At 58.7% G+C, this 24,271-nt stretch carries 27 protein-coding genes; 13 read left to right on the forward strand and 14 right to left on the reverse strand.

The window, feature by feature from the left end; genetic code table 11:
* Positions 1-44: 44 nt before the first annotated feature.
* The gene (gene erpA / locus AC0V6L_RS05620) at positions 45-374 is read right to left on the reverse strand and encodes an iron-sulfur cluster insertion protein ErpA (RefSeq protein ID WP_486153364.1); all 330 of its coding nucleotides are present in this window, start codon (positions 372-374) and stop codon (positions 45-47) included.
* A 63-nt stretch (positions 375-437) separates the two neighbouring features.
* Positions 438-869, reverse strand: coding sequence for a CBS domain-containing protein (locus AC0V6L_RS05625; protein WP_486153365.1), 432 nt, complete (start codon positions 867-869; stop codon positions 438-440).
* 130 nt (positions 870-999) lie between these two features.
* Here AC0V6L_RS05625 and AC0V6L_RS05630 point away from each other — a divergent pair, with 130 nt between their 5' ends.
* Positions 1,000-1,314, forward strand: coding sequence for a hypothetical protein (locus AC0V6L_RS05630; protein ID WP_486153366.1), 315 nt, complete (start codon positions 1,000-1,002; stop codon positions 1,312-1,314).
* A 30-nt stretch (positions 1,315-1,344) separates the two neighbouring features.
* Here the strand turns inward: AC0V6L_RS05630 and AC0V6L_RS05635 are convergent, their stop codons facing one another.
* From AC0V6L_RS05635 to AC0V6L_RS05645, 3 genes are read right to left on the reverse strand one after another with little or no spacing between them, the layout of a single operon-like run.
* Positions 1,345-1,947: a DUF2497 domain-containing protein gene (locus AC0V6L_RS05635; RefSeq protein ID WP_486153367.1), complete on the reverse strand. Its 603-nt coding sequence runs from the start codon at positions 1,945-1,947 to the stop codon at positions 1,345-1,347.
* 34 nt (positions 1,948-1,981) lie between these two features.
* Positions 1,982-3,457 carry a TolC family outer membrane protein gene (locus AC0V6L_RS05640; protein WP_486153368.1) on the reverse strand — a complete coding sequence of 492 codons (1,476 nt, stop codon included), beginning with the start codon at positions 3,455-3,457 and terminating at the stop codon, positions 1,982-1,984.
* On the reverse strand, positions 3,454-4,059 hold the full coding sequence (locus tag AC0V6L_RS05645; RefSeq protein WP_486153369.1) for a protein-L-isoaspartate O-methyltransferase family protein: 606 nt from the start codon (positions 4,057-4,059) through the stop codon (positions 3,454-3,456). Before AC0V6L_RS05645 ends, AC0V6L_RS05640 begins: the two co-directional genes overlap by 4 nt.
* Before the next feature lie 189 nt (positions 4,060-4,248).
* On the opposite strand from AC0V6L_RS05645, the gene fumC reads away from it, so the two are divergent.
* The 3 genes from fumC (at position 4,249) to AC0V6L_RS05660 (ending at position 7,793) form a co-directional block, all read left to right on the forward strand.
* The gene (gene fumC / locus AC0V6L_RS05650; protein ID WP_486153370.1) at positions 4,249-5,682 is read left to right on the forward strand and encodes a class II fumarate hydratase; all 1,434 of its coding nucleotides are present in this window, start codon (positions 4,249-4,251) and stop codon (positions 5,680-5,682) included.
* Between the two features lie 103 nt (positions 5,683-5,785).
* Positions 5,786-7,036 (forward strand): sensor histidine kinase, encoded by a 1,251-nt coding sequence (locus AC0V6L_RS05655; RefSeq protein WP_486153371.1) that lies wholly within the window; start codon positions 5,786-5,788, stop codon positions 7,034-7,036.
* The gene (locus tag AC0V6L_RS05660) at positions 7,026-7,793 is read left to right on the forward strand and encodes a LytR/AlgR family response regulator transcription factor (protein WP_486149013.1); all 768 of its coding nucleotides are present in this window, start codon (positions 7,026-7,028) and stop codon (positions 7,791-7,793) included. The genes AC0V6L_RS05655 and AC0V6L_RS05660 overlap by 11 nt, the downstream gene beginning before the upstream one ends.
* A gap of 129 nt (positions 7,794-7,922) precedes the next feature.
* Here the strand turns inward: AC0V6L_RS05660 and AC0V6L_RS05665 are convergent, their stop codons facing one another.
* Positions 7,923-8,231: a UrcA family protein gene (locus AC0V6L_RS05665; protein WP_486153372.1), complete on the reverse strand. Its 309-nt coding sequence runs from the start codon at positions 8,229-8,231 to the stop codon at positions 7,923-7,925.
* A 239-nt stretch (positions 8,232-8,470) separates the two neighbouring features.
* Between AC0V6L_RS05665 and AC0V6L_RS05670 the strand changes: the two genes are divergently transcribed.
* The 3 genes from AC0V6L_RS05670 to AC0V6L_RS05680 all read left to right on the forward strand — a co-directional run bounded on the left by AC0V6L_RS05670 (position 8,471) and on the right by AC0V6L_RS05680 (position 9,929).
* Entirely contained in the window at positions 8,471-8,743 is a 273-nt protein-coding gene (locus tag AC0V6L_RS05670) for a hypothetical protein (RefSeq protein WP_486153373.1), read from the forward strand.
* A gap of 118 nt (positions 8,744-8,861) precedes the next feature.
* Positions 8,862-9,602, forward strand: coding sequence for a metallophosphoesterase family protein (locus tag AC0V6L_RS05675; protein ID WP_486153374.1), 741 nt, complete (start codon positions 8,862-8,864; stop codon positions 9,600-9,602).
* A 138-nt stretch (positions 9,603-9,740) separates the two neighbouring features.
* Positions 9,741-9,929 (forward strand): hypothetical protein, encoded by a 189-nt coding sequence (locus AC0V6L_RS05680; RefSeq protein ID WP_486153375.1) that lies wholly within the window; start codon positions 9,741-9,743, stop codon positions 9,927-9,929.
* A gap of 115 nt (positions 9,930-10,044) precedes the next feature.
* On the opposite strand, the gene rpsI is transcribed toward AC0V6L_RS05680, so the two are convergent.
* From rpsI to AC0V6L_RS05705, 5 genes are all read right to left on the reverse strand, one after another.
* Positions 10,045-10,575, reverse strand: a complete 531-nt coding sequence (rpsI, locus tag AC0V6L_RS05685; protein ID WP_486149020.1) for a 30S ribosomal protein S9 — start codon at positions 10,573-10,575, stop codon at positions 10,045-10,047.
* On the reverse strand, positions 10,575-11,054 hold the full coding sequence (gene rplM, locus AC0V6L_RS05690; RefSeq protein ID WP_486149022.1) for a 50S ribosomal protein L13: 480 nt from the start codon (positions 11,052-11,054) through the stop codon (positions 10,575-10,577). The genes rpsI and rplM overlap by 1 nt, the downstream gene beginning before the upstream one ends.
* A gap of 211 nt (positions 11,055-11,265) precedes the next feature.
* Positions 11,266-12,021 (reverse strand): hypothetical protein, encoded by a 756-nt coding sequence (locus AC0V6L_RS05695; protein WP_486153376.1) that lies wholly within the window; start codon positions 12,019-12,021, stop codon positions 11,266-11,268.
* A gap of 14 nt (positions 12,022-12,035) precedes the next feature.
* Complete coding sequence (cutA, locus tag AC0V6L_RS05700; RefSeq protein ID WP_486153377.1) at positions 12,036-12,365, reverse strand: divalent-cation tolerance protein CutA; 330 nt, start codon at positions 12,363-12,365, stop codon at positions 12,036-12,038.
* Positions 12,365-13,477, reverse strand: coding sequence for a COX15/CtaA family protein (locus tag AC0V6L_RS05705; protein WP_486153378.1), 1,113 nt, complete (start codon positions 13,475-13,477; stop codon positions 12,365-12,367). The genes cutA and AC0V6L_RS05705 overlap by 1 nt, the downstream gene beginning before the upstream one ends.
* Positions 13,478-13,618: 141 nt before the next feature.
* On the opposite strand from AC0V6L_RS05705, the gene AC0V6L_RS05710 reads away from it, so the two are divergent.
* The 4 genes from AC0V6L_RS05710 (at position 13,619) to AC0V6L_RS05725 (ending at position 16,150) form a co-directional block, all read left to right on the forward strand.
* Positions 13,619-13,993: a MerC domain-containing protein gene (locus AC0V6L_RS05710; protein WP_486153379.1), complete on the forward strand. Its 375-nt coding sequence runs from the start codon at positions 13,619-13,621 to the stop codon at positions 13,991-13,993.
* A gap of 42 nt (positions 13,994-14,035) precedes the next feature.
* Positions 14,036-15,022 carry a sulfur carrier protein ThiS gene (gene thiS / locus AC0V6L_RS05715; RefSeq protein ID WP_486153380.1) on the forward strand — a complete coding sequence of 329 codons (987 nt, stop codon included), beginning with the start codon at positions 14,036-14,038 and terminating at the stop codon, positions 15,020-15,022.
* A 103-nt stretch (positions 15,023-15,125) separates the two neighbouring features.
* Positions 15,126-15,656 carry a hypothetical protein gene (locus AC0V6L_RS05720; RefSeq protein WP_486153381.1) on the forward strand — a complete coding sequence of 177 codons (531 nt, stop codon included), beginning with the start codon at positions 15,126-15,128 and terminating at the stop codon, positions 15,654-15,656.
* The gene (locus tag AC0V6L_RS05725) at positions 15,653-16,150 is read left to right on the forward strand and encodes a hypothetical protein (RefSeq protein ID WP_486153382.1); all 498 of its coding nucleotides are present in this window, start codon (positions 15,653-15,655) and stop codon (positions 16,148-16,150) included. The genes AC0V6L_RS05720 and AC0V6L_RS05725 overlap by 4 nt, the downstream gene beginning before the upstream one ends.
* Positions 16,151-16,179: 29 nt before the next feature.
* Here AC0V6L_RS05725 and AC0V6L_RS05730 read toward each other — a convergent pair whose 3' ends face one another.
* The 3 genes from AC0V6L_RS05730 to AC0V6L_RS05740 form a co-directional block, all read right to left on the reverse strand.
* Positions 16,180-18,021 carry an AMP-dependent synthetase/ligase gene (locus AC0V6L_RS05730; protein WP_486155055.1) on the reverse strand — a complete coding sequence of 614 codons (1,842 nt, stop codon included), beginning with the start codon at positions 18,019-18,021 and terminating at the stop codon, positions 16,180-16,182.
* Between the two features lie 207 nt (positions 18,022-18,228).
* A complete protein-coding gene (ggt, locus tag AC0V6L_RS05735; protein ID WP_486153383.1) occupies positions 18,229-19,980 on the reverse strand; it encodes a gamma-glutamyltransferase in 1,752 nt (583 codons plus the stop codon).
* 10 nt (positions 19,981-19,990) lie between these two features.
* Positions 19,991-21,055: a quinone-dependent dihydroorotate dehydrogenase gene (locus AC0V6L_RS05740; protein ID WP_486153384.1), complete on the reverse strand. Its 1,065-nt coding sequence runs from the start codon at positions 21,053-21,055 to the stop codon at positions 19,991-19,993.
* A 328-nt stretch (positions 21,056-21,383) separates the two neighbouring features.
* On the opposite strand from AC0V6L_RS05740, the gene AC0V6L_RS05745 reads away from it, so the two are divergent.
* Both AC0V6L_RS05745 and AC0V6L_RS05750 read left to right on the forward strand, forming a co-directional pair.
* A complete protein-coding gene (locus tag AC0V6L_RS05745; protein ID WP_486153385.1) occupies positions 21,384-22,415 on the forward strand; it encodes an AraC family transcriptional regulator in 1,032 nt (343 codons plus the stop codon).
* The gene (locus AC0V6L_RS05750; protein ID WP_486153386.1) at positions 22,412-24,256 is read left to right on the forward strand and encodes a DUF885 domain-containing protein; all 1,845 of its coding nucleotides are present in this window, start codon (positions 22,412-22,414) and stop codon (positions 24,254-24,256) included. Before AC0V6L_RS05745 ends, AC0V6L_RS05750 begins: the two co-directional genes overlap by 4 nt.
* Positions 24,257-24,271: the final 15 nt, after the last annotated feature.

Raw genomic sequence — 24,271 nt, forward strand, 5'->3', positions numbered from 1 at the left:
AGCCCGCGTCTATCGCGTCAGGCCGAAATACCCCGAGGGAGATCCTAAATCCCGAAGCTCGATCCGCATCCGCATCCGGCAGCGGCATTGGGGTTTTCGACGCGGAAGGCTGCACCGCCGAGCGATTCGACGTAATCGACCACACTGCCGCTGACGAGATCGAGGCTGATGGGATCGACCACCAGGCGCACGCCATTGGTTTCGCTGACCAGATCATCGCTTTCCGCTGCGCCTGCCAGATCAAACTTGTATTGAAAGCCCGAGCAGCCCCCGCCTTCGACCGAGAGACGCAGGATCGCAGGTTTGGTCTGCTTTTCAGCGATCCACGCGACGCGCTTAGCCGCCGATTCGGTCAGAGTGAGGGTGTTGGCCATAAGGTCTATTTAGGAAGAGCCGCCTGTTTGCTCAAGGTGCGCGGTGATTTAGCGTCCCGCGCCTCAGACCGTTTGGATATAATCCCGCATCGCAGCCGCTTCGTGTTCAACCTCATCAAACTTGCTTTTCACCAGATCGCCGATTGAAATGAATGCGACAAGCGCATCGCCGCTAATCACAGGGAAATGGCGAAAGCGGCGCCTTGTCATCAAAGACAGCGCATCATCGATCGTGGTTTCCGGAGTGATGGTGATAGCGGGCGACGTCATGATCGCTTCGACAGGTTGGTCGAGACATGCGCGGCCTTCTTCGGCCAGGCGGTATATTACATCGCGCTCTGAAATAATTCCGACCACGGCTCCACCGCGCAAGACGGGAAGCGCCCCGATGCGTTTGCCTGCGAGCATCGATACGGCTTCAGAAACCGGAGTCTGGACGTCACACGAAATAACGTCATGGGCGGAGCGGTCGGCGAGAATCTTTGCGATTGTCATGAAGCACCTCTCTTTCTCTCAAACACAAACCTGCCATCCCTTTGCAAGAAAAGCGAATCCGCATTTGTGCGAGGCCGAAGGGTGATTTCGCGGATTGCAAAGCGATCCGGCAACGCGCATGGATGCGGGCATGGCTGAAAAATCACCCCTCGATGATCCAGAAAACGCTGCCTATGCTTGGGGCCGGTTTCGCCAGATCATGAAAGTTCTCATGGCGGTTACGGTGGTAATCGTGATTGTCGCGCTAAGCGCGCTCTATGCCTATAACGGCATGATATCCGTGCATTTCTATATTGCCGTGGCGCTGGGCATCAGCTTTACGATGCTGCTTGGTGGCGGGCTGATGGGGCTGGCGTTTCTGTCCAACGGGACAGGCCATGACGAGGCGGTCGACAATCGTTTGCCAAGCAGCGAAGAGCTGTTTGGCCGCAAAGACGACGACTAGATTCGGCTCAAGCGGCTTTTCCCGCTAATTTCAGCGACGCTTGCCCGCGATCCGCGCGATTTCGGCCTGAACCATTTTCTCGACCATGCCAGGCAGGTTTTTGTCGAGCCATTCGGCCAGCATAGGGCGCATCAATTCGCGCGTCAGCCCTTCGAGTGATGTTTCGCCAGACCGCACAATCTGCGGTTTTGCACCCGGCTCTGCCAGCATGGCAAGAGCGGCGAGGTTTTCCTGCATAGCGCCGCGCACTTCGTCGTTGATTAGCGGGGCTTCGTGATTGGTTGTCGGCACGGTTTCTTCGCTTTCCGAGTCAAAAAAGGCATCTGCATCATCATCGCTGGCATCATCCGCGACGCATTCCATCGCGCCTAGGTCGAGCACTTCGTTAGAGGATTGATCTGCATTGTCATCAGCGCCGGTGGTTTGGACCTCGTCGGTCAATTCCATCGCATCCAGTTTGGTTTCGCTGCCCGTCTTATTGGCTGTGTCCATGTCGCCCTCCGCTTCGCTGTCATCCGATACGATCTGTTTCTTGCGCCGGGCTTCAATCGCATCGCTGCGGTTGTCGCGGGCAATCACTTTTTTGATCGAATCAAGGATTTCCTCGACCGAAGCTGCGTTATCTTGCGCCATTGGATGCCCCATTTCCCCGAATCACTTGGTTAATTTATTCACTCGGCGTGAATTCGGGACCAATTGATGCCTCTGGCGTATCAATGTCAACGGTTCTGGTTGATTCTGGTTCAGGTTTTGGGTCGCGGTCCCAGTCCCAGATCTTGCCTTTGACCCGGTCAAAATTAACCATAGGATCGTATAAAGGCCCGCCTGTATCGAGGTTAAGATCGCGCGCTTCAGCGCGTCCCATGGCCGCTAACAGAGTGAAGCCAGCGACATAGGCATTGCGCCGCGCGGTCACCAATTGGGCACGGGAAGAAAGCAATTCCTGTTCGGCGTTGAGAACATCGAGAATGGTTCGATTGCCGATCGAATTTTCTGCGCGCACCCCTTCGAGTGACAGCTCTGCCGCCTCAACCGCGGCTTGCGAGCTTTTAATCACTGCATTGGATGCCTGCCAGCTGGCAAAGGCCGATCTGGTCTGCGCAATGATATTGCGTTCAGTGGCGATCACATTTTCAAGCGCGGCGCTTTCGCGTGCGCCGGCCTGCCGCTGGCGTGCTGCGGGCAGACCCCCTTGAAACAGCGGAATGGTGACCCTTACACCCAGATTGGCTGTCGTTTCTGCCTGCACAAAGTTCTGCGCAATCGGACCGCCAAGCGTCCCATAAAAATCGCTGTAATCGCCATTGGCGAACAGTCCGACAGTGGGCAGACGCCCCGATCCTGCCACCTTGGTGTCAAAACCCGCGGCATCGGCGCGTTCTTTTGCGGCGATAAGGTCGGGATTGTGTTTCAGCGCGGTATCAACCGCCAGCCCCACCGTATCAGGCAGGCCGGGCAAAGGCGGGGGCGCTTCAAGGTTCATCGGCGCTTGGCCGACCAATTGGATATAGCTTTGCTGCGCCGCGATCAGATTGGAGGCAGCGCTGCGCAAATCCCCCTCAGCCAGAGCCAGGCGCGATTCCGATTGCGCGACATCGGTGAGCGTTAGATCGCCAATTTCAAACCGGTCGCGCGTGGCCTCCAAATTGACCCGCAGCACATCGACCTGATTGGCGGCAAGCCCCGCAAGCGCCTCGGTGCGCAGCACGTCCATATAGGCGGCGACCGTCTGGCTGAAGATCGAGCTTTCCGTGGCGCGCAAATCGGCTTGTCCTGCGGCAACGCGCTCTTTTGCGGCGCGGATGCCATTCTTCACCGCTCCGCCTGTGTAGATCGGAACGGTCACCGCCGCATTGACGCCCAAATTGCGCGACGGTGCGGTGAAAGCGTTGGAGGATTGGCGGACAAATTCGATGTGCGTTGCGGTAACCCGCACGTCGGGCAGGCCGGGCGCGCGGTTGATTGGCACCTCTTCATCGGTCGCGCGCTGGCTGGCGCGTTGACCGGCAAGTGTCGGGTTCGTGTTATACGCCGATGCCAAAGCTTCGCGCAGGGTATCGGCCTGAGCGGGCGCGCTGATGACACAGCCCGCCGCCGCTGCGCTGAGCAATGCCGCGCGGATAGAAGAGGTGCGAGCGATCAAGTGAATGTCCAGGGCTTGGCTTTGTTGAACGCTGCGAGAACAGGGATGCCAATATCCTCGCGCGTTTGCAAAGCGGTTTGCCCCGCGATCCTGCGGCCGATGGCCAGCCGCGTGACTTCGCGAAGCAGCAGACCGGTCACGATCCGCCCTTCTTCGGCAAGCGCATCGGCAAGCTGATCGGGCATGTGTTCAACCGCGCCATCTACAAGGATCAGCGAATAGGCCCCCGCATCAAAACCCGTTCCCGCCACTGCATCAGCGGGCGTAATCGCTGTGACCGTGCTGACCAATGGGCGCACCAGTTCGGCCAGGTAGTCCGTGCCGCCTGTAACAATCAGAACGCCGTCATGTTTGTGCGGTGTCGCCTCAAGCAGAAGCTTTCCGCAAAACAGCGGCGAGGCCAGATGCGCGCCGCCATCCAGCGCAATCGAGCGATCAATATAGGCCAGAGACGCTTTGTCAGCGGGCAGGAAATCCTCACGCGGGACTGCCATCATTCGTGAAAGGACGAATTCCTCGTTCACGCCGCTGGTGCGCAATTGGCTGTCGATCATGGCCTTTCGCGCGGTGGCTGTATCAAGGGTGAGGGATGCTTCGGTCATTTCTACTCCACAAGAGCTGTATTAAGTGAACAATACAGTGCGTCAAGCCTTACTGTGCGGCCATAGAGCCCGCCCGGCCAGACGCCCCGCAGGCTCTAGACTTTGAAAGGTTTGCAGCCAAGGCCTTTGACGTGGGCCAATTGCGGTGCTTATGGGAGCCGGCATTCGACCGGGATAAGGAACAATTCGATGAGCGACGTGGTGAACGATGGAGCCATTTTTGGCGCGACAGGCAAAGTGCGGATCGAAAGCGATTCGCTGGGCGATGTGGCGGTGCCGGTCGATGCGCATTGGGGCGCTCAAACGCAGCGCAGCCTTGCAAACTTTGCCATCGGCGTTGAAACGATGCCCGCCCCGCTGGTGAAAGCGCTGGGCATTCAAAAGCAATCGGCAGCAAAAGCGAATATGGAACTGGGCGTGCTGGCTGATGAGCTGGGCAATGCGATTGTTCAGGCAGCGGGCGAAGTAATTGATGGCACTTTGGCAGCGCAATTCCCGCTATCGGTGTGGCAGACCGGGTCTGGCACGCAGTCCAATATGAACGCCAATGAGGTTATTGCCAGCCGCGCGAACCAGATCCTGACCGGCCAGCATGGCGGCAAGGAGCCGGTTCACCCCAACGATCATTGCAATATGGGGCAAAGCTCCAACGATACATTCCCCACCGCGATGCACATCGCAGCGGCGTGCGAGACGATTGAACAATTGATCCCGGCCTTGCAGCATTTGCACGGCGCGCTGGATGCGAAAGCGGGCGCTTTTGCCAATATCGTCAAAATCGGCCGCACGCATTTGCAGGATGCGACCCCGCTGACACTGGGCCAGGAATTTTCCGGCTACGCCAAGCAGGTTGAATATTCGATTGTCCGGCTGGAAAACGCTCTGCCGCGCGTTCTGGAATTGGCGCAGGGCGGAACGGCCGTTGGCACCGGGATCAATTCGAAAATCGGCTTTGCTGAAAAGTTTGCAGCTCAGGTCGCCGATGCGACCGGCCATGCCTTTGTAACGGCGCCCAACAAATTTGAAGCGCTGGCCGCGCATGATGCCTGTGTCGAACTGTCAGGCGCGCTCAATTCTACCGCTGTTAGCTTGCTGAAAATAGCGAACGATATCCGCTTGCTCGGTTCTGGCCCGCGTTCTGGCCTTGGCGAAATTGCTCTGCCTGCAAATGAGCCGGGTTCATCCATCATGCCGGGCAAAGTGAACCCGACCCAGTGCGAGGCGCTCACCATGGTGTGCGCGCAGGTGATGGGCAATCACACCACTGTCAGCGTTGCAGGATCGCACGGGCATCTGGAACTGAACGTGTTCAAGCCTGTGATGATTTATTCGGTGCTGCAATCAATCCGCCTGCTCTCCGACAGCGCGGTGAGCTTTACTGACAATTGCGTCACAGGGATCACGGCCAATACGGACCGGATCGACAAGCTGATGAATGAAAGCCTGATGCTCGTCACCGCGCTTAATCCGCATATCGGATACGACAATGCGGCGAAAATCGCTAAGAAAGCCCATGCAGACGGCACAACGCTGAAAGAAGCGGGAATGGAACTGGGCCTGATGACTGAGGAGCAGTTTAGAGAGTGGATTGTGCCCTCGGAAATGATCAAGCCAAAGGCGTAAAGGGCCGTAAGCAGCTATTCGACCAAGGCCTGATGCGGGTCGATGATCGCGTCTCGCGCCTCTTCCATCACGGGGCTGTGCCGCTTAGGTCTGCTGGGTAGATATGGCCATTTCTCAATTCCTGGAAACCAAACCCACCGTTGAACTGCGCACGATTGTGCTGTCGATCCTTGCGCTGTGGTCGGTGTATTTCGTGCTGTTGACTTTGCGCGGTGTGATTGTCGGCATGGGTGTTGAAATTGACATCCTGTGGCGCCGGGGTCTGGTCTGCACAGTGGGCGTGGCCGCCACGCTTATTATGTGGAGCGTGCTGCGCCTGTTCGAAGGGCGAAAACGCTGGGTGATTATGGCGGTGGCGCTGGTGGCTGCCATGCCCACCGCGATCCTGATCGCTCAGGTCAATCAGGCGCTGTTCAAACCCCTGTCGCAAAAGGTGCAGGAAGAATTCGCCGAAAAGCGCGGCTTTACCCTTCGGCGCGATGCATCGGGCAATTTGCTGGCAGAGATTGAACAGCCGCGCGGCTGGGTTCCCGAAGACGGTGAGAACGTCGATCCCGATGATCCCCCGGTGCTGACATTCACGCTTCAGGATGCGAACGACAAAAGCGAATATTGGTATTCGATGCTCGATGCCGCGCTGAACCGGTATTATATCCTGCTCACCTGGGCTGCATTGTACATTGCGATGCTCGCGATTGCGCAGGCGCGCGCGGCGGAACGCAGCCAGCAGCAATTGCGATCTGCTGCCAAGGCGGCGGAATTGCGCAGTCTGCGTTATCAGGTCAATCCGCATTTCCTGTTCAACACGCTCAATTCGCTATCGGCCTTGGTGATGACAGGCAAAGTGGACCGGGCTGAACGCATGATCCAGACCATCAGCCGCTTTTACCGCCATTCGCTTGCCGATGATCCGACGAGCGATGTGACTTTGCGCGATGAATTTGATCTGCAGCGGCTGTATCTCGATATCGAAGCGGTGCGTTTTCCTGATCGTCTGCGCTGTGTGTTCGATCTTCCTGCGGATCTGGAACAGGCGCGGGTGCCGGGCATGATCCTTCAGCCGCTGGTTGAAAACTCGGTCAAGTACGCGGTTTCCTCGGTCGTGCGGCAAGTGACAGTAACTTTGGCCGCGCGCGAGGAGTTTGATCGTTTGGTGGTCACTGTCAGCGATGATGGGCCGGGCGTGCCCGAAGGCAGCGCGCATGGATTTGGCATTGGTCTTGCCAATGTGCGCGACCGGTTGGAGGCCCGCTTTGGGTCCGATATCGTGCTGTCGTCCGCTCCTGTCCAAGGGGGTTACATAACGGAAATGCGCATCCCTCTCTCTCGCAGAAAGACACGCCATGACGGATAGCGAAAACAAAGATACAGCTCTTCGCACTCTGATCGTGGATGACGAACCGCTGGCGGTGGAACGTATTCAAGTCATTTGCGCGGAAATCCCCGCGATCAATGTCGTGGGCACGGCGAGCGATGGCGCGGCGGCTTTGCGTCTGGCGGAAAAGCTTGAGCCTGATCTGGTGCTGCTGGATATGACCATGCCGGAATTGGATGGCCTTGGCGTTGCGGCAAAATTTTCGGAAAGCGACACGCCCCCTGCCGTCATCTTTGTCACCGCGCACGATGATTTTGCGGTTGAGGCGTTTGATTTAGAAGCGGTCGATTATGTCCTCAAACCCGTTGCCGCAGACAGGCTGGCGCGCGCGATTGAACGGGCCATAGTGCGCCGGGGAGAGCGCAAGGAACGCGCGAGCGAATGGCTCGATGAATTGTGGGTGCCGCACCGGTCCGAATTGCTGCGCATCGCGGTAAGCGAAGTGCACCAGATTGATGCAGAGCGCGATTATGTCCGACTGCACGTGGGCAAACCGAACGATCCAGAAAGCGATTCGCGCTCGTACCTGCTGCTGCAGACTATTGCCGGGTTAGAAGCGCGGCTTGATCCCGATGAGTTTATCCGCATCCACCGTTCCACCATTTTGCGCCGGGATAATATTCGCGGGCTGCGTCATGATGGTTTGGGTGTTTGGTCCGCTGAGCTGATGAATGGCGATGCTCTGCGAATTGGGCGGACATATCTTGCCAAAGTGAAGAAGATGGCGGGCCGTTAAAGCCAATCGGCTCAATTTGTCATTTTGCATAAAAATGGCCCGGACCCAGGGACTAGATGGATCCGGACCAAAGTTCTTGCGCGTACCGGGTCGTGGTAAAAGGATACGCCCAAGAGGGTACCTCGTAGATCAGCCGCCGCGGCGCTGCTGGGCGACAATGGCTGCGGTCTGACGTTTGGCGCTGGCCCGGGCCTTGGCGAGGCATTTTTTCGCAGCTTGCGCTTCGATCAGTGATCCTGTGCGGACGTGGCCCACACGGCAGACCGATTTTGCTGCGCGCTCGATGCGTTCGTCGAGCATTTCCTGCCCCTCGGCGGTGGCGAGATCGAGACCGCGGGTGGAGACTTTCATCGATTCGGCTTCTTGCGGCGCGGCCATGGCTGGCACGGCAGAAACGGCAAGACCAAGGGCGGCTGTGGTAAGGGCAATCATCTTCATTGTATCTCTCCTTGTATCGCAGCGCCCAGGTTCGAACGGGTTCAAATCGGGGAGTTCAAACGGGGTTGCCGGGCGCTCCGATAGATAAAGAGATACCTGCTTGATTGCGGGTGCGCACGCGGTGCTCGACCAACCCGGCCACGTCGCTCGATAGGCGCAGCGCTGTGCTGACCGAATGCATAAGACCGCCGACAAATGGAGGATTTCGCCCGACCGGCGTTTACGCCATAGTGTCATCTATGTGGATTGTGGTTGGATTCGTGTTTGTGTTGGGCGTGGGGAATTTCGCTCTGCACCGCGCTGTGGTCGAAAGCGGGCACGAATTGATCGATTCTATGCCGGGCTTTGCCTCTGTGCTGGGAAAGCGGCTCGCGCTGGTGGCTGAATTTCTGGTGCTGCTCGCCGCGATGGCGCTGGCGGCGAATGGCTGGACGAGCCTTGCGATCGCCTATCTCGCCTACACCGCTTTGAATGGCGGGTTTGCGTGGTTGATTTTGAGCGGCCGTATTTAGCGGGGCTGGGATAAGTTGTCTGGCGCAACTATTTGGCCAGCGCTTTTGCAGCGAATTGGATTTACAGCCATTTTGCCATTGCGCATTGCCAATAATACGGCTTCACACATTCGCGATCATGCCAACACGCCTGTTTCATATCAGCGACGTCCATTTCGGCGCCGAAGATCGCGCTGCACTGGATGCAGTCGCGCAAGCCATTGCGGCCGAGCGGCCCGATGCGCTGGTGTGCACTGGCGATCTGACTCAGCGTGCCAAGCACAGCGAATACCGTGCGGCGCGCGAATGGTTTGACGCGATTGATGTGCCGGTCCTGCTCGATCCGGGCAATCACGACATGCCTTATGTGAATATGCTGGAGCGTGCGATTGCCCCCTATCGCCGGTTCAACCGGCTGCGTGATGCCGTGGCGGTCGATGGGTTCGCGACGCAGGATTGCATTCTGGTCCCGCTCAAAACAACCGTCCGCATGCAGAGCCGCTTTCCCTGGGTCGACGGAGTGGTCACGCGCGCCGCATTGGCAGACACTGTCGAGCAGCTCGAAGCGGTGAAGGATGATCCGCGCAAGAAGCTGGTGACGGGCCATCACCCCTTGCTGGGGCCGGAGACAAAGCCGGGCAATCCCACGCTGTCAGGCGAAAAGGCGTTTGCCGCGCTTGTGGGTGCGGGCGCGCATGCGGTGCTTTCGGGGCATATCCATGTGCCGTTTGACCGGCTGCGCCAGGTGGGCAGGCGTTCGATGCGGATGATCGGGGCAGGCACTTTGTCCACCAGGCTGCGCAGAGGCGCCCCGCCATCCTATCAGGTCATCACTTGCGGGCCGACACGCATCACAACCCAGCTGCGCACACTCGGCTGATCGCACGTACTTGCCAGTATCGCGCGCTTAACCCTAACCCTAAGCTTCCGTTTAAGACATTCCTGACGAAACACGCGCATTAAGAGCGCTGGCTGTCATTGTGACGGTTTGATTGTCTGGAGCGGAATGATGGACATAATGAAGTCTGCGATGTTGGGCGCGGTGCTTGCGTGGACGGTTTCCGTGGTGATCGGCGCGCAAGGGTCAAGCGGGGGCCAATTGCTGGTCCATCAAATGACTGTCGGAGATTTCAAAGTGGCTTGGTCCTGGCCCTTGTTTTTGGGCGGGACGGGCATTGCCTATGCGCTGATGCTGTTGCAGCGTTAGGATGCAGCGTTAAAATTAGTACCCGGCGCGCTTCGGTCTGCGAACGCGCACATAAAAAGGGCGGCGCTTCCGGATTGGAAGGCCGCCCTTTTTCGCAGCTGAACAAAAGCGCGGTTTAACGCTTCGAGAACTGGAAGCTGCGACGCGCTTTGGCGCGGCCATACTTCTTCCGTTCCACAACGCGGCTGTCACGGGTGAGGAAGCCAGCGGCTTTCACAGTGGCGCGCAGTGCGGGCTCATATTTGGTAAGCGCCTGGCTGATGCCGTGCTTAACCGCGCCGGCCTGACCTGACAGCCCGCCGCCTTTGACAGTGGCAACCACATCATATTGGCCCTGACGATCGGTGATCGAAAACGGCTGGTCAATGATAAGGCGCAAAGTGGGGCGTGCAAAATACACTTCCTGATCGCGGCCATTGATGGTCACTTTACCCGTGCCCGGTTTCACCCAAACGCGTGCGGTCGCATCCTTGCGGCGGCCTGTGGCGTAGGCCCGGCCCTGCGCGTCAAGCTCTTGCTCACGCAAGGGCATGGCCGGCGCCTGAGCGATTTCTGCCGCATCTGCTGCGGGGGCATCACCGGCGATGTCTTTCAGATCCGACAGATCAGAGACGGTGTTTGTTTCTTCAGGGGTTTGATCAGCCATTATGCTGTCACCTTGTTCTTACGGTTCATGGAGGCAACGTCGATCACTTGCGGCTTTTGGCCGTCATGCGGATGCTCGGTGCCGTTATAAAGGTGCAATGCGCGCATTTGATCGCGGCCCAGCGGACCACGCGGGATCATGCGGAACACGGCTTTTTCAAGAACGCGGTGGGGAAACGCTCCTTCGAGCACTTTGGCAGGAGTCGTCTCTTTGATGCCCCCGGGGTGTCCGGTGTGCTTGTAATAGATCTTCTTCGTGGCTTTGTTGCCGGTGAAGCGGACCTTGTCGGCATTGATGACAATCACATGATCGCCGCAATCGACATGGGGGGTGTAGCTTGGCTTGTGCTTGCCGCGCAGGATGTTGGCGATGATTGATGCGAGGCGGCCTACGACAAGACCTTCGGCATCAATGATGTGCCATTTCTTTTCGACCTCGGCCGGTTTGATCGACCGGGTCTGTTTGCTGATCGCCTTCATGGCAGAATGTCCTTAAACGAACGAATGATACAGTTGCGATTGTGCGGGCACTCAGCCCCCCAATCGAATCGCGCCGCGGCTGATGCCCAGACGCGAAAGAGCAGCGCATGTGTTCGTTTTACCCCATTTAGTCAAGCAAAACGGGGCCTTTGCGGAGAGGTAAAATAATACCGCCTGTTTTTGAGCGTTGCCAAAAAAGCGTCAAAAGCGCCTATCGGCCCGCATCACTCAGCGTTTCAAGCGTCCATTCCTCAACAGATCGCCTCGCTTCACCGCCGATCCGGGTGATCACTTCGCGCAAAGCCCGGTGCAGCCAGGGTGCGCCGGCGCGGGTGAAGGCGTCATAGCGCATTTCAAATTCACCGATCAGCCCGCCCGGCAGGCTAATCTCACGCGTGGACCGCAAAGGGGTGCCACCGGGAAAGAACAGATCGGGCGGCATTTGATCGAGCAAAGATGCGCCGCTGCGCTGCAATTGCGCAAGGAACAGGCTGTGCTGCGCCTTTTCATCATCAGGGATGCGCGTTTGCGCCAGGATCGTCTGCGCCTTTAACACGGCGTAGTTCAAATCCACATCGCGCATCGACGAGCCTGCTGCCAGAATGACCCCGCCTTCTGATAGCAGGATGGGGAACATATCACCTGTCTCGCGTTGCTGTTCGATTGCGGCCATTTGCGCAAGACCGGGCGGCGCATCGACGCGGGCCGAAAGCTGGGCGCCTGTGATGGCAACCCCGCGCCCCTGCGGCGCAAATTCGACCTGCCAATCGCGGGCCACCTGCAACACTGCTCCGCCGCGTAAATCGCGCGTCAGAACCCGGGCCAGACGCATGGGCTGTTTGGGATATTCAAGCGCCGGCGCGCCGGCACTCTCGGATTGAGCAAGCGCAAATTGTCCTCCCAGCAGCACAGGCGCGGCTGCCAAGCCCCGAAGGACAGTTCGCCGTGTTGACCCTGTGCTGTTCATGGGTGAGCCCTGTTTTAATCGCTTTGTAAGCTGTGTTTTAGCCAATCCAGCGTTGCAGGGTAAGCTTTATCACAATGCCAGCCAAGAATAACGGGCGTTTCATAGGGGTGCAATTCACCAATTCGCGCGATCAACGCCTCCAATTGAGAGGCCTGTGTCTTGAAAAGCACGCCGCATTCCTGGCCTGATTGCACTTTGCCTTGCCAGGTAAAGATCGATTCCATTTCGCTCACAATATTCGCGCAGGCGATCAGACGCGCATTGAGCAGTTTGGCGGCAATCATGCGCACCGCTGCGCGATCGGGAAAGGTGCTCCAGACCAGCGCTGCGGCATTATCCTTCATCAGGTGGCCGCATCCTGACGTGCCGACTCACTGGCCGACTGACTGGCCGCGCCGTCTGCATGCATGGCCCACGCGGTGGCGGCGACCAGCAGTGCGCCCGTTAGCTGGTGCGCAGCCGCGATCCACAATTCAACCTGCGAAAGAACCGTCGCGATGCCCAAAATGACCATGATGCCAAAGGCGCAATTGAGCGCAATCGCAGCGGCCCGGTCTGCCTTTCGGGTTCTGCGCGCTTGCCATACCAAGGCTGCGACTGCGATCCACGCCCACCAGCGGTGGAGGAAATGCAGCACGAACGGATCATGCGTCAATGTCCAGAAAAACCCTCCCGCCCCGTTCATCTCTGGTATCAGACGGCCATTCATCATCGGCCAGTCATAGGCAGCATGGCCCGCATTCAGCCCCGCCACCCATGCGCCCAGCAAAAGCTGAACGAACAGCACGGCCGCAACCACGCCCGATTGCCATGTCATGGGCGCAGGCGCGGCAGCCGGATTGCGGGCGATGCGGCGCATATCGCGCGCGGTCCACACCAGACACGCCAGCAGCAACAGCGCGGTGAGCAGGTGCAGCGAAAGGCGGAAATGGCTCACATCGGTCATATCACCGACCAGCCCTGATTGCACCATCAGCCAGCCAAACAGACCCTGCAATCCGCCAAGCGCCAGCAGGCCTGCCAGCCGCGCCTTATATCCGTGCGGGATCATGCCGCGCACCCAGAAAAAGACCAGCGGAAGTGCAAAGACCGCCCCCACCAGCCGGGCAAGCAGGCGGTGGAACCATTCCCAGAAATAAATGAACTTAAATTCTGACAGGGTCATGCCCGACAGGCTCGCCTCAAGCCTGTATTCGGGCGTTGCCTGATATTTGGCGAATTCGGCCTGCCATGCCGTGTCGCTTAACGGCGGCAAAATGCCGGTTGCCACATCCCATTCGGTGATCGACAACCCGCTTTCGGTAAGCCGTGTGATCCCGCCGACCAGCACGATGACAACCACAAACGCCGCCACAAATTCCAGCCACCGCGCCAGCAATAAAGGCCGCGCACTGTTCTGATCAGCGGCATGCCCATGCGCGGGCGGGGTGGTGGGGGATGAAGATAAAGTCGCCATATTCGCCCGGTTAGATGTAACGCGATTGCCAGCCTTGCAAGCGCGATTGTCGAAAGCAGCTACGCGGTTCATGCAAGATTGGACGTATTGGGCGGGATCGGCCCTTGCCAAATGATACAATATCACATAGATGGACGGCCAATGGGTGACAGCACCAACAAACTTCGCCGCCGGATGGACCACGCGGGCATTGCGATTGCAGGACTGTGCGCTGTGCATTGTCTTGCCACGATTGTGTTTGTCAGCGCGCTGGGTGTTGGCGGGCATTTCTTCCTTGCGCCCGAAATTCACGAAACCGGCCTTGTCCTGGCCTTTGTTTTCGCTGCAGCTTCTATTGGCTGGGGGGTCTATCTCCACCGCAAGACAGGGCCAGCCGTGTTTGCAATTGCGGGGCTGGCTGCAATGGGCGCGGCGCTGTTGGTGCCGCATGGCACCGGCGAGGTTGCCCTGACGATCACCGGCGTTGCCCTTGTCGCGCTGGGCCATATTCTCAATTTGCGCAGCGCGGCGGGATAAACTCACGCTTGCGCAGCGGATGGGAGGCTCTATCTCCCCCTCATGACTGCAACGAAATCGATCACCCTCAATGGCGAACCGCGCCAGACGAGCGCCGCCACCATTGCTGCCCTTGTGCGCGAGCTTGAGCTTGAGCCTGCCAAAGTCGCGGTGGAGCGCAATGCCGAAATTGTCCCGCGCTCCACATTGGAGACAGCTGCGCTAAACGAAGGCGATACGCTGGAAATCGTCCACTTTGTGGGCGGCGGCGACAATACGCCCACGGATACGTGGAGCGTCGCCGGGCGGACATTCAAATCGCGCCTGATTGTGGGCACGGGCAAATATAAGGATTTCGAGCAGAACGCCGCAGCAGTAGAGGCGAGCGGGGCGGACATCGTGACGGTCGCAGTGCGCCGGGTGAATGTTTCTGATCCCAAGGCCCCGATGCTCACCGATTTTATCGATCCCAAGAAAATCACCTATCTGCCCAACACCGCCGGATGCTTTACCGGCGAGGATGCGGTGCGCACTTTGCGCCTGGCGCGCGAGGCGGGCGGCTGGGATCTGGTTAAACTGGAAGTTTTGGGTGAAGCCCGCACGCTTTACCCCGATATGCGCGAGACATTGAAAGCGACCGAGGTGCTGGCCAAGGAAGGCTTCCTCCCCATGGTTTACTGCACCGATGATCCGATAGCGGCCAAGCAATTGGAGGATGCAGGCGCGGTTGCCATCATGCCTTTGGGCGCGCCGATTGGATCGGGGCTGGGCATTCAAAACCAGGTGACGATCCGTCTGATCGTTGAGGGTGCGAATGTCCCTGTGCTGGTCGATGCGGGCGTGGGAACAGCCTCGGATGCTGCCGTGGGCATGGAATTGGGGTGCGATGGCATCTTGATGAACACCGCCATTGCAGAGGCGAAAGATCCGATCCGCATGGCCCGCGCGATGAAGCTCGCGGTTGAAGGTGGGCGCGAGGCGTATCTGGCGGGCCGGATGGGGCGGCGCAAATATGCTGATCCGTCCAGTCCGCTTGCCGGGCTGATTTAACGCGGCACTGTATCGCCGGCGGGCTTATTGCTTTCGCCGCGTTATGCTTACGCAGAATTAACCAAACTGGCGCAAAAGGTTCTCCCGTTTCGGAGAACCCAGAATGCCGACCACCCAATCTGTTTCCATGGCCATCGGCGAGATGCGCGAATTTGCCAGCTTTACCGCAGCTGAGCAGCGCTACATCAAGCGCAGCCTGGATATCGGTCTGGCGCGCCAGGACGCGTTTAAGCTGTGGGGCCGGGGCGAGCGTGATTGCATCGCGATCCGCCGCCAATATGTCGCGTACCGCGATGTGGCGGGTTTGCGCGGATTGGTGCCGAACCAGGGCGCGCCCAGCGAGATCGAAGGCTTTATGGGCACAGCGGTGCGGATGGCGGCGTTTGATCTGGGGCAGGAACAGCTCACCAGCTTTTCCGCTTTTCGGTTCCTGTATGAACGGTTGATCGGCGCGAATGTGCGCGGCTATCTGCCGGCGGTGTTCTGCGCGGCAGCCGCTTTGCCGCAGATCGAGCCGGATACGCGCAAAACCCTGCTGCAAAGCTTAAGCGAAGCAGCCGCCACTGCCGCCGGCTGGTCAGGCAGGGCGCCGGTGTTCTATCCCGAGTTTGTCGAGGATGTTGAGGCGGTTTGAGCGAAGCACTGCCCATTACCGCCGACAATTCGCATCAGTCCATAGCGCAGGCTCAACAATGGCTGGCGCGGGTGCTGACAAATTTTGCCAAAGCGGAACAAGCCATCGGTAGCTTGTGCATTGCGCTTGATCTTCCAATCAAGAACGGAGCGCTGACAAGCGTCAAAGACCTGCGCGGTCGTTTGATCCAAAGCGGTGATCGTCGGTGCAAAAACCTTGAGCGGCGTATTGGGCGCTGGCAATCTCTGCGGCCGGTGCGTCATGTGCTTGCTCACGGAACGCTTCAGGTTCTGTATGACGTTGAAAACAGGCCTCTTTTTGTGACCCGCCACTTGCCCTTGGACAGGGACGACGTGACCCCGGATAGGGTCTGGAGCAACGACGAGCGGCACGAATTGGTGCGCGCGACCGATGCCGATGCCCGTTCAATCCACGATCAAGTGGGCAATATCCTCGCGAATGCCGCTCTGGTTGCGCGTTTGAAAGCGGCTTAAATCTGGCCGCACCGGGGGCTTTCGCCCCCTCAATACATCCCATCAATGCGCGCCTGATACCGGTCGCGGATTTTGTGGCGGCGGATTTTCATGCTTGGCGTCATTTCCTCGTTCTCGATGGAGAACGCTTCGTCTGCAAATTCAAACTTGCGCACTTTTTCGGTGACGGACAGCTCTTTGTTTGTCCGGTCGATTGCTGCACGCACGGCTTTCTTGAATTCGGGCCAATCCTGCAAGGCTTTCATATCGAATTTCTCGCCGTTCTCGCGTGACCATTCGAGCGCCCATTCCGCATCGGGCACGATCAGGCCGACCACATAAGGCCGCTTGTCGCCGGACACCATGGCCTGCGCAATCTCGGGTTGCAGGGTCAGCATCCCTTCGATCTTTTGCGGGGCGACATTGTCGCCTTTGTCGTTGACGATCATGTCTTTCTTGCGGTCGGTGATGACGATCCGGCCTTTGTGATCCAAGTGCCCGATATCGCCTGTGTGCAGCCATGGGCGGCCATCCGGCTCATTCGGGTCAAGTTGCAAAGTGCGCTGCGTTTCTGCCTCGTTTCGCCAATAGCCGTGCATCACCAGCTCGCCCCGGCACAGGATCTCGCCATCGTCGGCGATTTTGACCTGAACATGGCGCAAAGGCGGACCAACGGTGTCCATTTTCAATCCTGCTGCCGGGCGATTGCAGCTGATGACAGGCCCCGCCTCTGTCTGGCCGTAACCCTGCAGCATGGTCAGCCCCATCGCATCAAAGAAATTGCCCACATCCGGGTTGAGCGGCGCGCCGCCTGACACAAGCGCTTTCAATCGCCCGCCAAATTTCGCACGGATTTTGGGGCGCAGCGCTTTTTCGATCACCAGATCGAGCGGACGGTCGCGCTTGCGCTTTTTGCCCTCGGCCGAATTTTCGCTGATTTTCACAGCGCTGCCCATCATAAAGCGGGCCAGTTTGCCCTGCTTTTCGACCTGCTTCATGATCCGTGTGCGCAGCACTTCGAACAGGCGCGGCACAACGACCATGATGGTGGGGCGGACTTCTTCGATATTGGAGGCGAGCTTTTCCAGCCCCTCGGAATAGAAAATCTCTGCGCCGACCGAAATCGGCAGATATTGCCCGCCCGAATGTTCGTATGCGTGGGACAAGGGCAGGAAAGAGAGGAACCGTTCATCCGTGATGCCAAAATCATTGATCAGCACTTCGGCAGCGCCCGCCGCATTGCACAGGATCGCGCCGTGGTGCTGTTTCACCCCGCGCGGCGCGCCGCCAGTGCCGCTGGTATAGATCAGGCAAGCGGTCGCCTCGCGCGCGATGCCGCTAATGCGATCATCGACAGCGTTGCGCGCCTCGGCGTAATCGCCCGTGACTAAATCGGCCCAGGAATGATACTCAAAGGCTGATGACTGCTTGCGCTGCAAATCATCGATCCCGATCACATGTTCGATCATCCCGGTGGACGCGATGGCTTCGACCAGGGGACCAAGCAGTTTTTCGGTGGAAACAATCACCGCGCGCGCGCCCGAATTATCGAGGATATGGGCATGATCGCGGCGCGTATTGGTGATATATGTCGGGACAGAGATACAGCCCGCCGCCATTATGGCGAGATCGGCAATGCACCATTCGGGCCGGTTTTCTGAGACAAGCGCCACCCGGTCCCCATCTCCCAGTCCCAGCGCGCGCAGGCTTTCGGCAAAAATGCACACTTGCTCAGCCACGTCGCGCCAGCTTTGCGTGGTCCAATTGCCATCTGTCTTGCGCCCCAAAAACGGGGCATCGCCTTTGGCATCGGCGCGTTTGAGGAACAGATCAACCAGATTGCCTGCCCTATCGATGTCCTGCAAAATCGGATCATCGTTTGGGTTTACGATGGGGCGATCGCTGATCGGAAGGCTGCTTTGCGTGGTGGGGGCGTGCACGGGTTTAGGATCCTCCTGAGACCTTCTATCCAAGGTCTCCTGCGCCCGGACAGGCCGGGCATTCTCAATATCTGCTAGCCAAAATAGGCTTTCCTTGCCGTAGCGGCAAGCATTGCCCGCATTGATGCCGGGATGGTGGCCGTGTTTGGGGCCTGCGCCTTAGGGTTGATCGACCGCCGGGCCTGTGCTGGCTGCCTCATAGCTTAAATTAGGCGCGACGCGCGGGTCACCGGCGGCTTCCCAGCCATTGGCCGTGCGGCGCAAAGCGTTGGTTTTTCCGCGCGGGTCGACAAACCGGATGGGATTGTGCCCGCGCGCTTCAAATTCGCCGCCCATGCTTTCAATCACGCTGCCTTTTTCCGAGATGACCGTATCGCCAAAGGCCATGACCAGCGGCAGAGCCAGCGCGTCTTCTGCGCTCATCCCGAAATCGAGCACGCCGATGATCGAACGCGCAACCTGCACCGGAATGGTCGGCCCGCCAGCCGCGCCGATTACCAGCACAACCTCGCCCGTTTCATCCAGAACAATCGTTGGCGCCATAGAAGAGCGCGGGCGTTTGCCGCCTTCGACCCGGTTGGCGACAGGTTTGCCGTCGATTTCGGGCGAAGAGGAGAAATCAGTGAGTTCATTGTTGAGGAAGAACCCGGCAAAAAACAGGCCTGATCCCCATGCCCCCTCAATCGTAGAGGTATAGCTGATGGCATTGCCTTCGCTGTCTGTGACAGAGAAATGCGTGGTGCCATTTTCAGGCGGTTCATCGCCATCAGCGCGCGCCAGCGGAGCGCCGGGCGGGGTGCCGGCCTGCGCTTTTTCCAGCGCCTTGGCAGGGTCGATCAATGCGGACCTGCCAGCGACATAATTGCGGTTGAGCAGGCCCCGTACTGGCACTTCGACGAAATCTGTATCGCCGATATACAGTTCGCGATCAGCATAGGCAATCCGCTGCGATTCGAGGAACAGGTGCCAGAATTGCGCGCTTTCAGGGCCCATTTCGGCCAGATCAAAGCGTTCCAGCTGGCCCAGCATCTGCGCCACGGCCACACCGCCGGATGATGGCGGGCCCATCCCGCAAATCTTGTAGGTGCGGTAATCGTAGCAAACGGGCGGGCGCTCTTTGGCCTTATATCCTTTGACATCGCCGATGGTCATCTTGCCGTCCTGCGGCGTTTCTGCTGCGACATAGGCGGCAATCTCGCCAGCCAGCCAGTCATACATGGCCGATGGCCCTTGATCGGCAATCGCGGTCAGAGTGCGCGCCAGCTGAGGCACTTTTATCGTAGAGCCGACGGGCAGCACTTCGCCGTTCTGATCGAAATAGATCGCGCGGGCCGCCTGCGTCTTGCCAGCGCGATTGCTGCGGGTTTTCACCGAATTGTGCAGGCGGCGGTTCATTTTGAAACCGTCGCGGGCAAGCGCAATGGCGGGCTGAAACAGATCGGCCCAGGGCAGCTTGCCATGCGCTGCATGCGCTTTTGCTGCCAGGGCAATATTGCCCGGCACACCGACGCTCAATCCCGACAGAACCCGCTGATCGCGCGGCAGGCGCTGGCCGTTCCCATCAAGAAAGCGCGTGCCGGTGGCCGCAGCGGGGGCCGTTTCGCGGCCATCATAGGTAGTGATGCCATTTTCGCTGGCGCGGACCATAAAGCCGCCTCCGCCAATGCCGGAGCTTTGCGGTTCAACCACAGTCAGCGCGATCATCACCGCAATCGCTGCATCGGTGGCAGAACCGCCTTTAGCAAGGATCGCGTCGCCAGCGGCGGCGGCGCGCGGATCGGCGGCGCTGACAGCGCCGCTTTGCGAAAATTGGATGTCTTCTACGCCATCGAGAGGGATGGGTTGCGGATTGGCCGCAGTGCATGCAGACAGGGATAGCGCGGCTGTCGCCAGTAAAGTGATCACTTTCATGGCCGCCGTGCTATTCGCTTCCAACCGCATCGGCAAGCCGCGTGAACCCCTCGCGCTGCATCAATCGCTCAACCCCCTTGGCAATGCGCGCGCCAAGAGTGGGTCCGTGATAGACCATGGCGGAATACAGCTGCACCAGACTGGCGCCTGCCTTGATGCGTTCCCATGCGTGATCCTCGTTCGCGATGCCGCCGACCCCGATCAGGGGGATGGCGCCGCCCGTCGCCTTGCGAAAATCGCGCACCCGCTCAAGCGCGAGTTTGCGCAAAGGCGCACCCGAAAGGCCGCCTGCCTCGCCCGCATGGTGCGAACGCAAAGGCGGGCGCGATATCGTGGTGTTCGATACGATCAGCGCGCCCAGCTTTTTATCGAGGGCAATGCGGGCAATCGCGTCGACATCGGCGGGTTCAAGATCGGGCGCGACTTTCAAAAAGATTGGCGGGGCATTGGCGGGGCACACATCACCGCGCGCTGCGATAACGCCATCGATCAAAGCGGTCAGCGCGCTTTCATCCTGCAGGGCGCGCAGGCCGGGCGTGTTGGGAGAAGAGACATTGACCGCCAGATAGCTCGCCAAAGGCGCCATGATCCTGGCCATCTTGGCATAATCGGCGATCCGGTCTTCGGACGTTTTGTTGGCGCCGATATTGATGCCCACTATGCCGGGGCGGCCCTTGCGGGATTGCAAACGCGCAAAGGCTGCATCTGCGCCGGCATTGTTGAACCCCATCCGGTTGATGACAGCGTCATCTTCGACCAGCCGGAACAGGCGCGGTTTGGGATTGCCTGCTTGGGCAAGCGGGGTGACCGACCCGACCTCAGTAAAGCCGAACCCCAGCCCAAGCAGCGCATCGGGCACTTCGGCATCTTTATCAAACCCGGCGGCGACACCAACAGGGTTGGGGAAATGCAATCCGGCGATTTCAATGGCTAACGGGCCGCTATCACTGTGCGGATTCGCATGCGAAACGGCGCGGGAGCGATTCGGCAAAACCTTTAATCCGGCCAAAGCGAGGCGGTGTCCGGTCTCCGAATCGAGCGCAAAAAGGGCTGGTTTGAGCAAATTGAACAGCATGGCCCCAGCCTATGGCAAATATTTTGCCTGTGTCGAGCGAAAGGAATTCGCGGCAGTCAGGCCCGCTAACCCGCTAACTTCCGGGACATGCATGGTTTGCAAGTGTGGTTAATCAATCGTGGCATTACCCTAGGTAACCAACCTTGTCGTTTGCATACAATTATCCGGCATATCCCTTCGTTACATCATCTCCTGCGACCCGAAGGGCTCGGAGCAGCAATGCGAAGAGTTCCTCAACTCAAATGGGCGGTCCCGACATGGGGCCGCCCTTTTTTTGTGTCAAAACAAGACAAAACCGCCTAGTGCTCCCCACAAAAGAGCAAGAGCGATGAAACAGCCACAACCTGAGCCGAAGTTAAAGCCGACACAATCGGGAAGCAAAAGCACAAATATCGCAAAGACTGCGTCCGCGTCAGACTTTGAGCTGACTTCCTCGTCGCTGATCGACATTGATTATGTCGCGCCGCCTGTGGCGCTGAGCGACTTTATCACCACGCTTTATCACTTTCGCTGCGATGAAAAGATCATTCGCGACATTCAACCCTCGTCTATCGGGCACTTATCGCTGTTTGCGCGCGGCAAGGGGCATATGCATTTTCGCGATGGGCGGCAGGAGCCCAATCCGCCCGTCGCGCTGCTCACGCCGCTGTCCGATGCAGCGCCGATTGTTGTGAACGGCCCGTTCCACGTTATCGGAGCCGCGCTTACCCCGCTGGGCTGGGCGGCGCTGACCGGCTTGCATGCAGGTGAATATGGCAATCGCCTCGTCGAGGCACGGGATGTGCTGGGCGAAGATGTGGTGACATTGGGGGAGCGGCTGATCGCGGAGTATCTCGCGGGGACGCAAACCGGGCGCGAGTGCGCTTTGCAGCTGGGTAGCTATATTGGCCAAAAGGCTCGCCCCATCAATCCGCGCCATTGTGAGCTTATCAAGCTGGTTAACAACTGGCTGGGCTCCTCCTTTAACCCCGATGTCGGCGACCTGATGGCGCAGGCGGCCTATTCAGAGCGGCAGGTGCAGCGCCTGGTTGAACGGTATTTTGGCCTTCCGCCCAAGGATATCGCGCGCAAATACCGCGCTTTGCGCGCAGCCGCGTTGCTGTCATTCCCCACGCTCACCCCCGATTACGAAGCGGCCCTGGGCGAGGCGTTTTTTGACCAGTCGCATATGATCCGCGAGATCAACCGGTTCGTCGGGCGCACGCCTGCGCGCCTTGGTGCAGAAGACAGCCCGTTCCTCAATGAAATGATAGCCCCGCAAAATCTGCGCGAACTTGACCCGCGCTGGGGGCGCGAGGCAGATGTGCTGCGACCGCTGGTGGAAATCGGCAAATCAACACCCGAAAAGGACAATCAATGAACCGTCTGCTGTTTGCTGGCATCAGCGCCTTTGCCCTCGCGGCAACATCCCCTGCAGCCCTTGCAGAGCATCATCAGGAAGGCGGTGATCAGCCTGAAAAAGCCGCGCCCGGTGATGAGCAAACATCACCCGCGCTGGCGGAATTGTTTGAAACCTACAACACCGCCTTGCTCGCAATGTCGCCCATTTCCAAATCCTACCGGGGCATTCGTGATGAGGATTATGGCCGCTGGGGTGACCCGTCCGATGCGGCAGAACTGGCGCGGTACCGTTTGACGCAGGATGTGGCCGCGCAAATGGAAGAGCGCTTTGATCTGGATGCGCTGACGAGCGAGGATGCGCTTTCCTACCGGCTGTTTGTGCAATCAGCGCAGCTTTCCAAAAGCCTCCATCCGTTTCGCGATCTGGGCTATATCTTCGATCATCGCCGCGGCCCGCACACGCAGATGCCGGCGTTTCTGATCAACATTCACCGGGTGAGCGAGCCTTCCCACGCCGATGCCTATGTGAACCGCATCCTCGGGATGGGGCCGCAGCTCGATGCTCTGACCGCGCAAGCGCGCGAACGCGCCGATGCAGGCGTTATGCCGCCCGATTGGGTCTATCCGTATATCATCGCTGATCTCGAAGCGTTGATTGCGGCAGGCAATGATAATGCGGTGCTCAAAGATTTCGAAGCGAAAGTCATGGCTTTGCCCGTGGGCGAAGGACAGGCGCTGGATATGGCCGCCTCTGCGACAATGTGGCAAGGCGCTGCCAAAGAGGCCTGGAACACATCTGCCCTCCCCGCTTATGAGCGGCTTTTGGCCGAAATGAAGCGCCAACAAGCAATTGCGCCTACCGATGATGGCGTCTGGCGCCTGCCGGATGGCGAGGCGTATTATGCCGCGCAATTGAAACGCTACACCACCACCGATCTTTCGGCTGATGAGGTTCACAATATCGGCCTTCGCGAAGTTGAGCGTATCCACGGCGAAATGCGCGCCATCATGGCCAAGGTTGGCTTTGAAGGCACTTTGCAGGAATTCTTCGAGTTCACCCGGACAGGCGATCAATTCTTCTACGAAACGCGCGAGGATTACCTGCGCGATGCCCAGGCGAAACTGGATGCGATGGAGAAGAAGCTGCCTGAATATTTCGGCCGCCTTCCCAAAGCGCCCATGATCATCAAACCGGTTGAGGCATTCCGCGAAAAAAGCGCGGGCAAAGCGTTCTATCAAAGCCCGGCCGCTGATGGATCGCGCCCCGGCACCTATTATGTGAACCTGTACAATCTGCGCGATATGTCGAAAAATGAGCTGGAAGCGCTCGCTTATCACGAAGGGTTTCCCGGCCACCATTTGCAGCGCGCATTGCAAACCGAGCTAGGCGATCTGCCGCCGTTTCGCCGCTATGGCGGGTGGACAGCCTATACCGAAGGCTGGGGCCTTTATACCGAGGAGCTGGGCAAGGATATGGGTTTCTATGAAGATCCCTATTCCGATTTCGGGCGGCTTGGCATGGAATTGTGGCGCGCTTGCCGATTGGTCGTCGATACGGGCCTGCATTCCAAACGCTGGACCCGGGAAGAAGCGATTGATTACCTCAAAACCAACACGCCCAACCCCGAAGGGGATATCGTGAAAGCGATTGAACGCTATATCACCACGCCCGGCCAGGCGACCGCCTATATGATCGGCAAATTGAAAATCATGGAATTGCGCGCGATGGCGCAACAAGAGCTGGGCGAGGATTTCGATTACCGGGGTTTTCACGATGCGGTTTTGCTGTCTGGCCCGGTGCCGCTCTCGATTCTGGAAGAGAATGTGACAGCTTGGGTGGAGACGCAGAAGGGCGGCTGACGAGCCGCCTTTTTT

Source organism: Erythrobacter sp. JB1-15 (assembly GCF_057365035.1).

Coding starts and splice junctions, on each gene's coding strand:
- AC0V6L_RS05705 (WP_486153378.1), bottom strand. CDS start 13,477: ATGGCGACTTTATCTTCATCCCCCACCACCCCGCCCGCGCATGGGCAT.
- AC0V6L_RS05680 (WP_486153375.1), top strand. CDS start 9,741: ATGAAGTCTGCGATGTTGGGCGCGGTGCTTGCGTGGACGGTTTCCGTG.
- AC0V6L_RS05670 (WP_486153373.1), top strand. CDS start 8,471: ATGTGGATTGTGGTTGGATTCGTGTTTGTGTTGGGCGTGGGGAATTTC.
- thiS (WP_486153380.1), top strand. CDS start 14,036: ATGACTGCAACGAAATCGATCACCCTCAATGGCGAACCGCGCCAGACG.
- AC0V6L_RS05675 (WP_486153374.1), top strand. CDS start 8,862: ATGCCAACACGCCTGTTTCATATCAGCGACGTCCATTTCGGCGCCGAA.
- rplM (WP_486149022.1), bottom strand. CDS start 11,054: ATGAAGGCGATCAGCAAACAGACCCGGTCGATCAAACCGGCCGAGGTC.
- AC0V6L_RS05630 (WP_486153366.1), top strand. CDS start 1,000: ATGGCTGAAAAATCACCCCTCGATGATCCAGAAAACGCTGCCTATGCT.
- AC0V6L_RS05655 (WP_486153371.1), top strand. CDS start 5,786: ATGGCCATTTCTCAATTCCTGGAAACCAAACCCACCGTTGAACTGCGC.
- cutA (WP_486153377.1), bottom strand. CDS start 12,365: ATGAAGGATAATGCCGCAGCGCTGGTCTGGAGCACCTTTCCCGATCGC.
- erpA (WP_486153364.1), bottom strand. CDS start 374: ATGGCCAACACCCTCACTCTGACCGAATCGGCGGCTAAGCGCGTCGCG.
- AC0V6L_RS05660 (WP_486149013.1), top strand. CDS start 7,026: ATGACGGATAGCGAAAACAAAGATACAGCTCTTCGCACTCTGATCGTG.
- AC0V6L_RS05695 (WP_486153376.1), bottom strand. CDS start 12,021: ATGAACAGCACAGGGTCAACACGGCGAACTGTCCTTCGGGGCTTGGCA.
- ggt (WP_486153383.1), bottom strand. CDS start 19,980: ATGAAAGTGATCACTTTACTGGCGACAGCCGCGCTATCCCTGTCTGCA.
- AC0V6L_RS05720 (WP_486153381.1), top strand. CDS start 15,126: ATGCCGACCACCCAATCTGTTTCCATGGCCATCGGCGAGATGCGCGAA.
- AC0V6L_RS05645 (WP_486153369.1), bottom strand. CDS start 4,059: ATGACCGAAGCATCCCTCACCCTTGATACAGCCACCGCGCGAAAGGCC.
- rpsI (WP_486149020.1), bottom strand. CDS start 10,575: ATGGCTGATCAAACCCCTGAAGAAACAAACACCGTCTCTGATCTGTCG.
- AC0V6L_RS05710 (WP_486153379.1), top strand. CDS start 13,619: ATGGGTGACAGCACCAACAAACTTCGCCGCCGGATGGACCACGCGGGC.
- AC0V6L_RS05750 (WP_486153386.1), top strand. CDS start 22,412: ATGAACCGTCTGCTGTTTGCTGGCATCAGCGCCTTTGCCCTCGCGGCA.
- AC0V6L_RS05625 (WP_486153365.1), bottom strand. CDS start 869: ATGACAATCGCAAAGATTCTCGCCGACCGCTCCGCCCATGACGTTATT.
- fumC (WP_486153370.1), top strand. CDS start 4,249: ATGAGCGACGTGGTGAACGATGGAGCCATTTTTGGCGCGACAGGCAAA.
- AC0V6L_RS05665 (WP_486153372.1), bottom strand. CDS start 8,231: ATGAAGATGATTGCCCTTACCACAGCCGCCCTTGGTCTTGCCGTTTCT.
- AC0V6L_RS05745 (WP_486153385.1), top strand. CDS start 21,384: ATGAAACAGCCACAACCTGAGCCGAAGTTAAAGCCGACACAATCGGGA.
- AC0V6L_RS05740 (WP_486153384.1), bottom strand. CDS start 21,055: ATGCTGTTCAATTTGCTCAAACCAGCCCTTTTTGCGCTCGATTCGGAG.
- AC0V6L_RS05635 (WP_486153367.1), bottom strand. CDS start 1,947: ATGGCGCAAGATAACGCAGCTTCGGTCGAGGAAATCCTTGATTCGATC.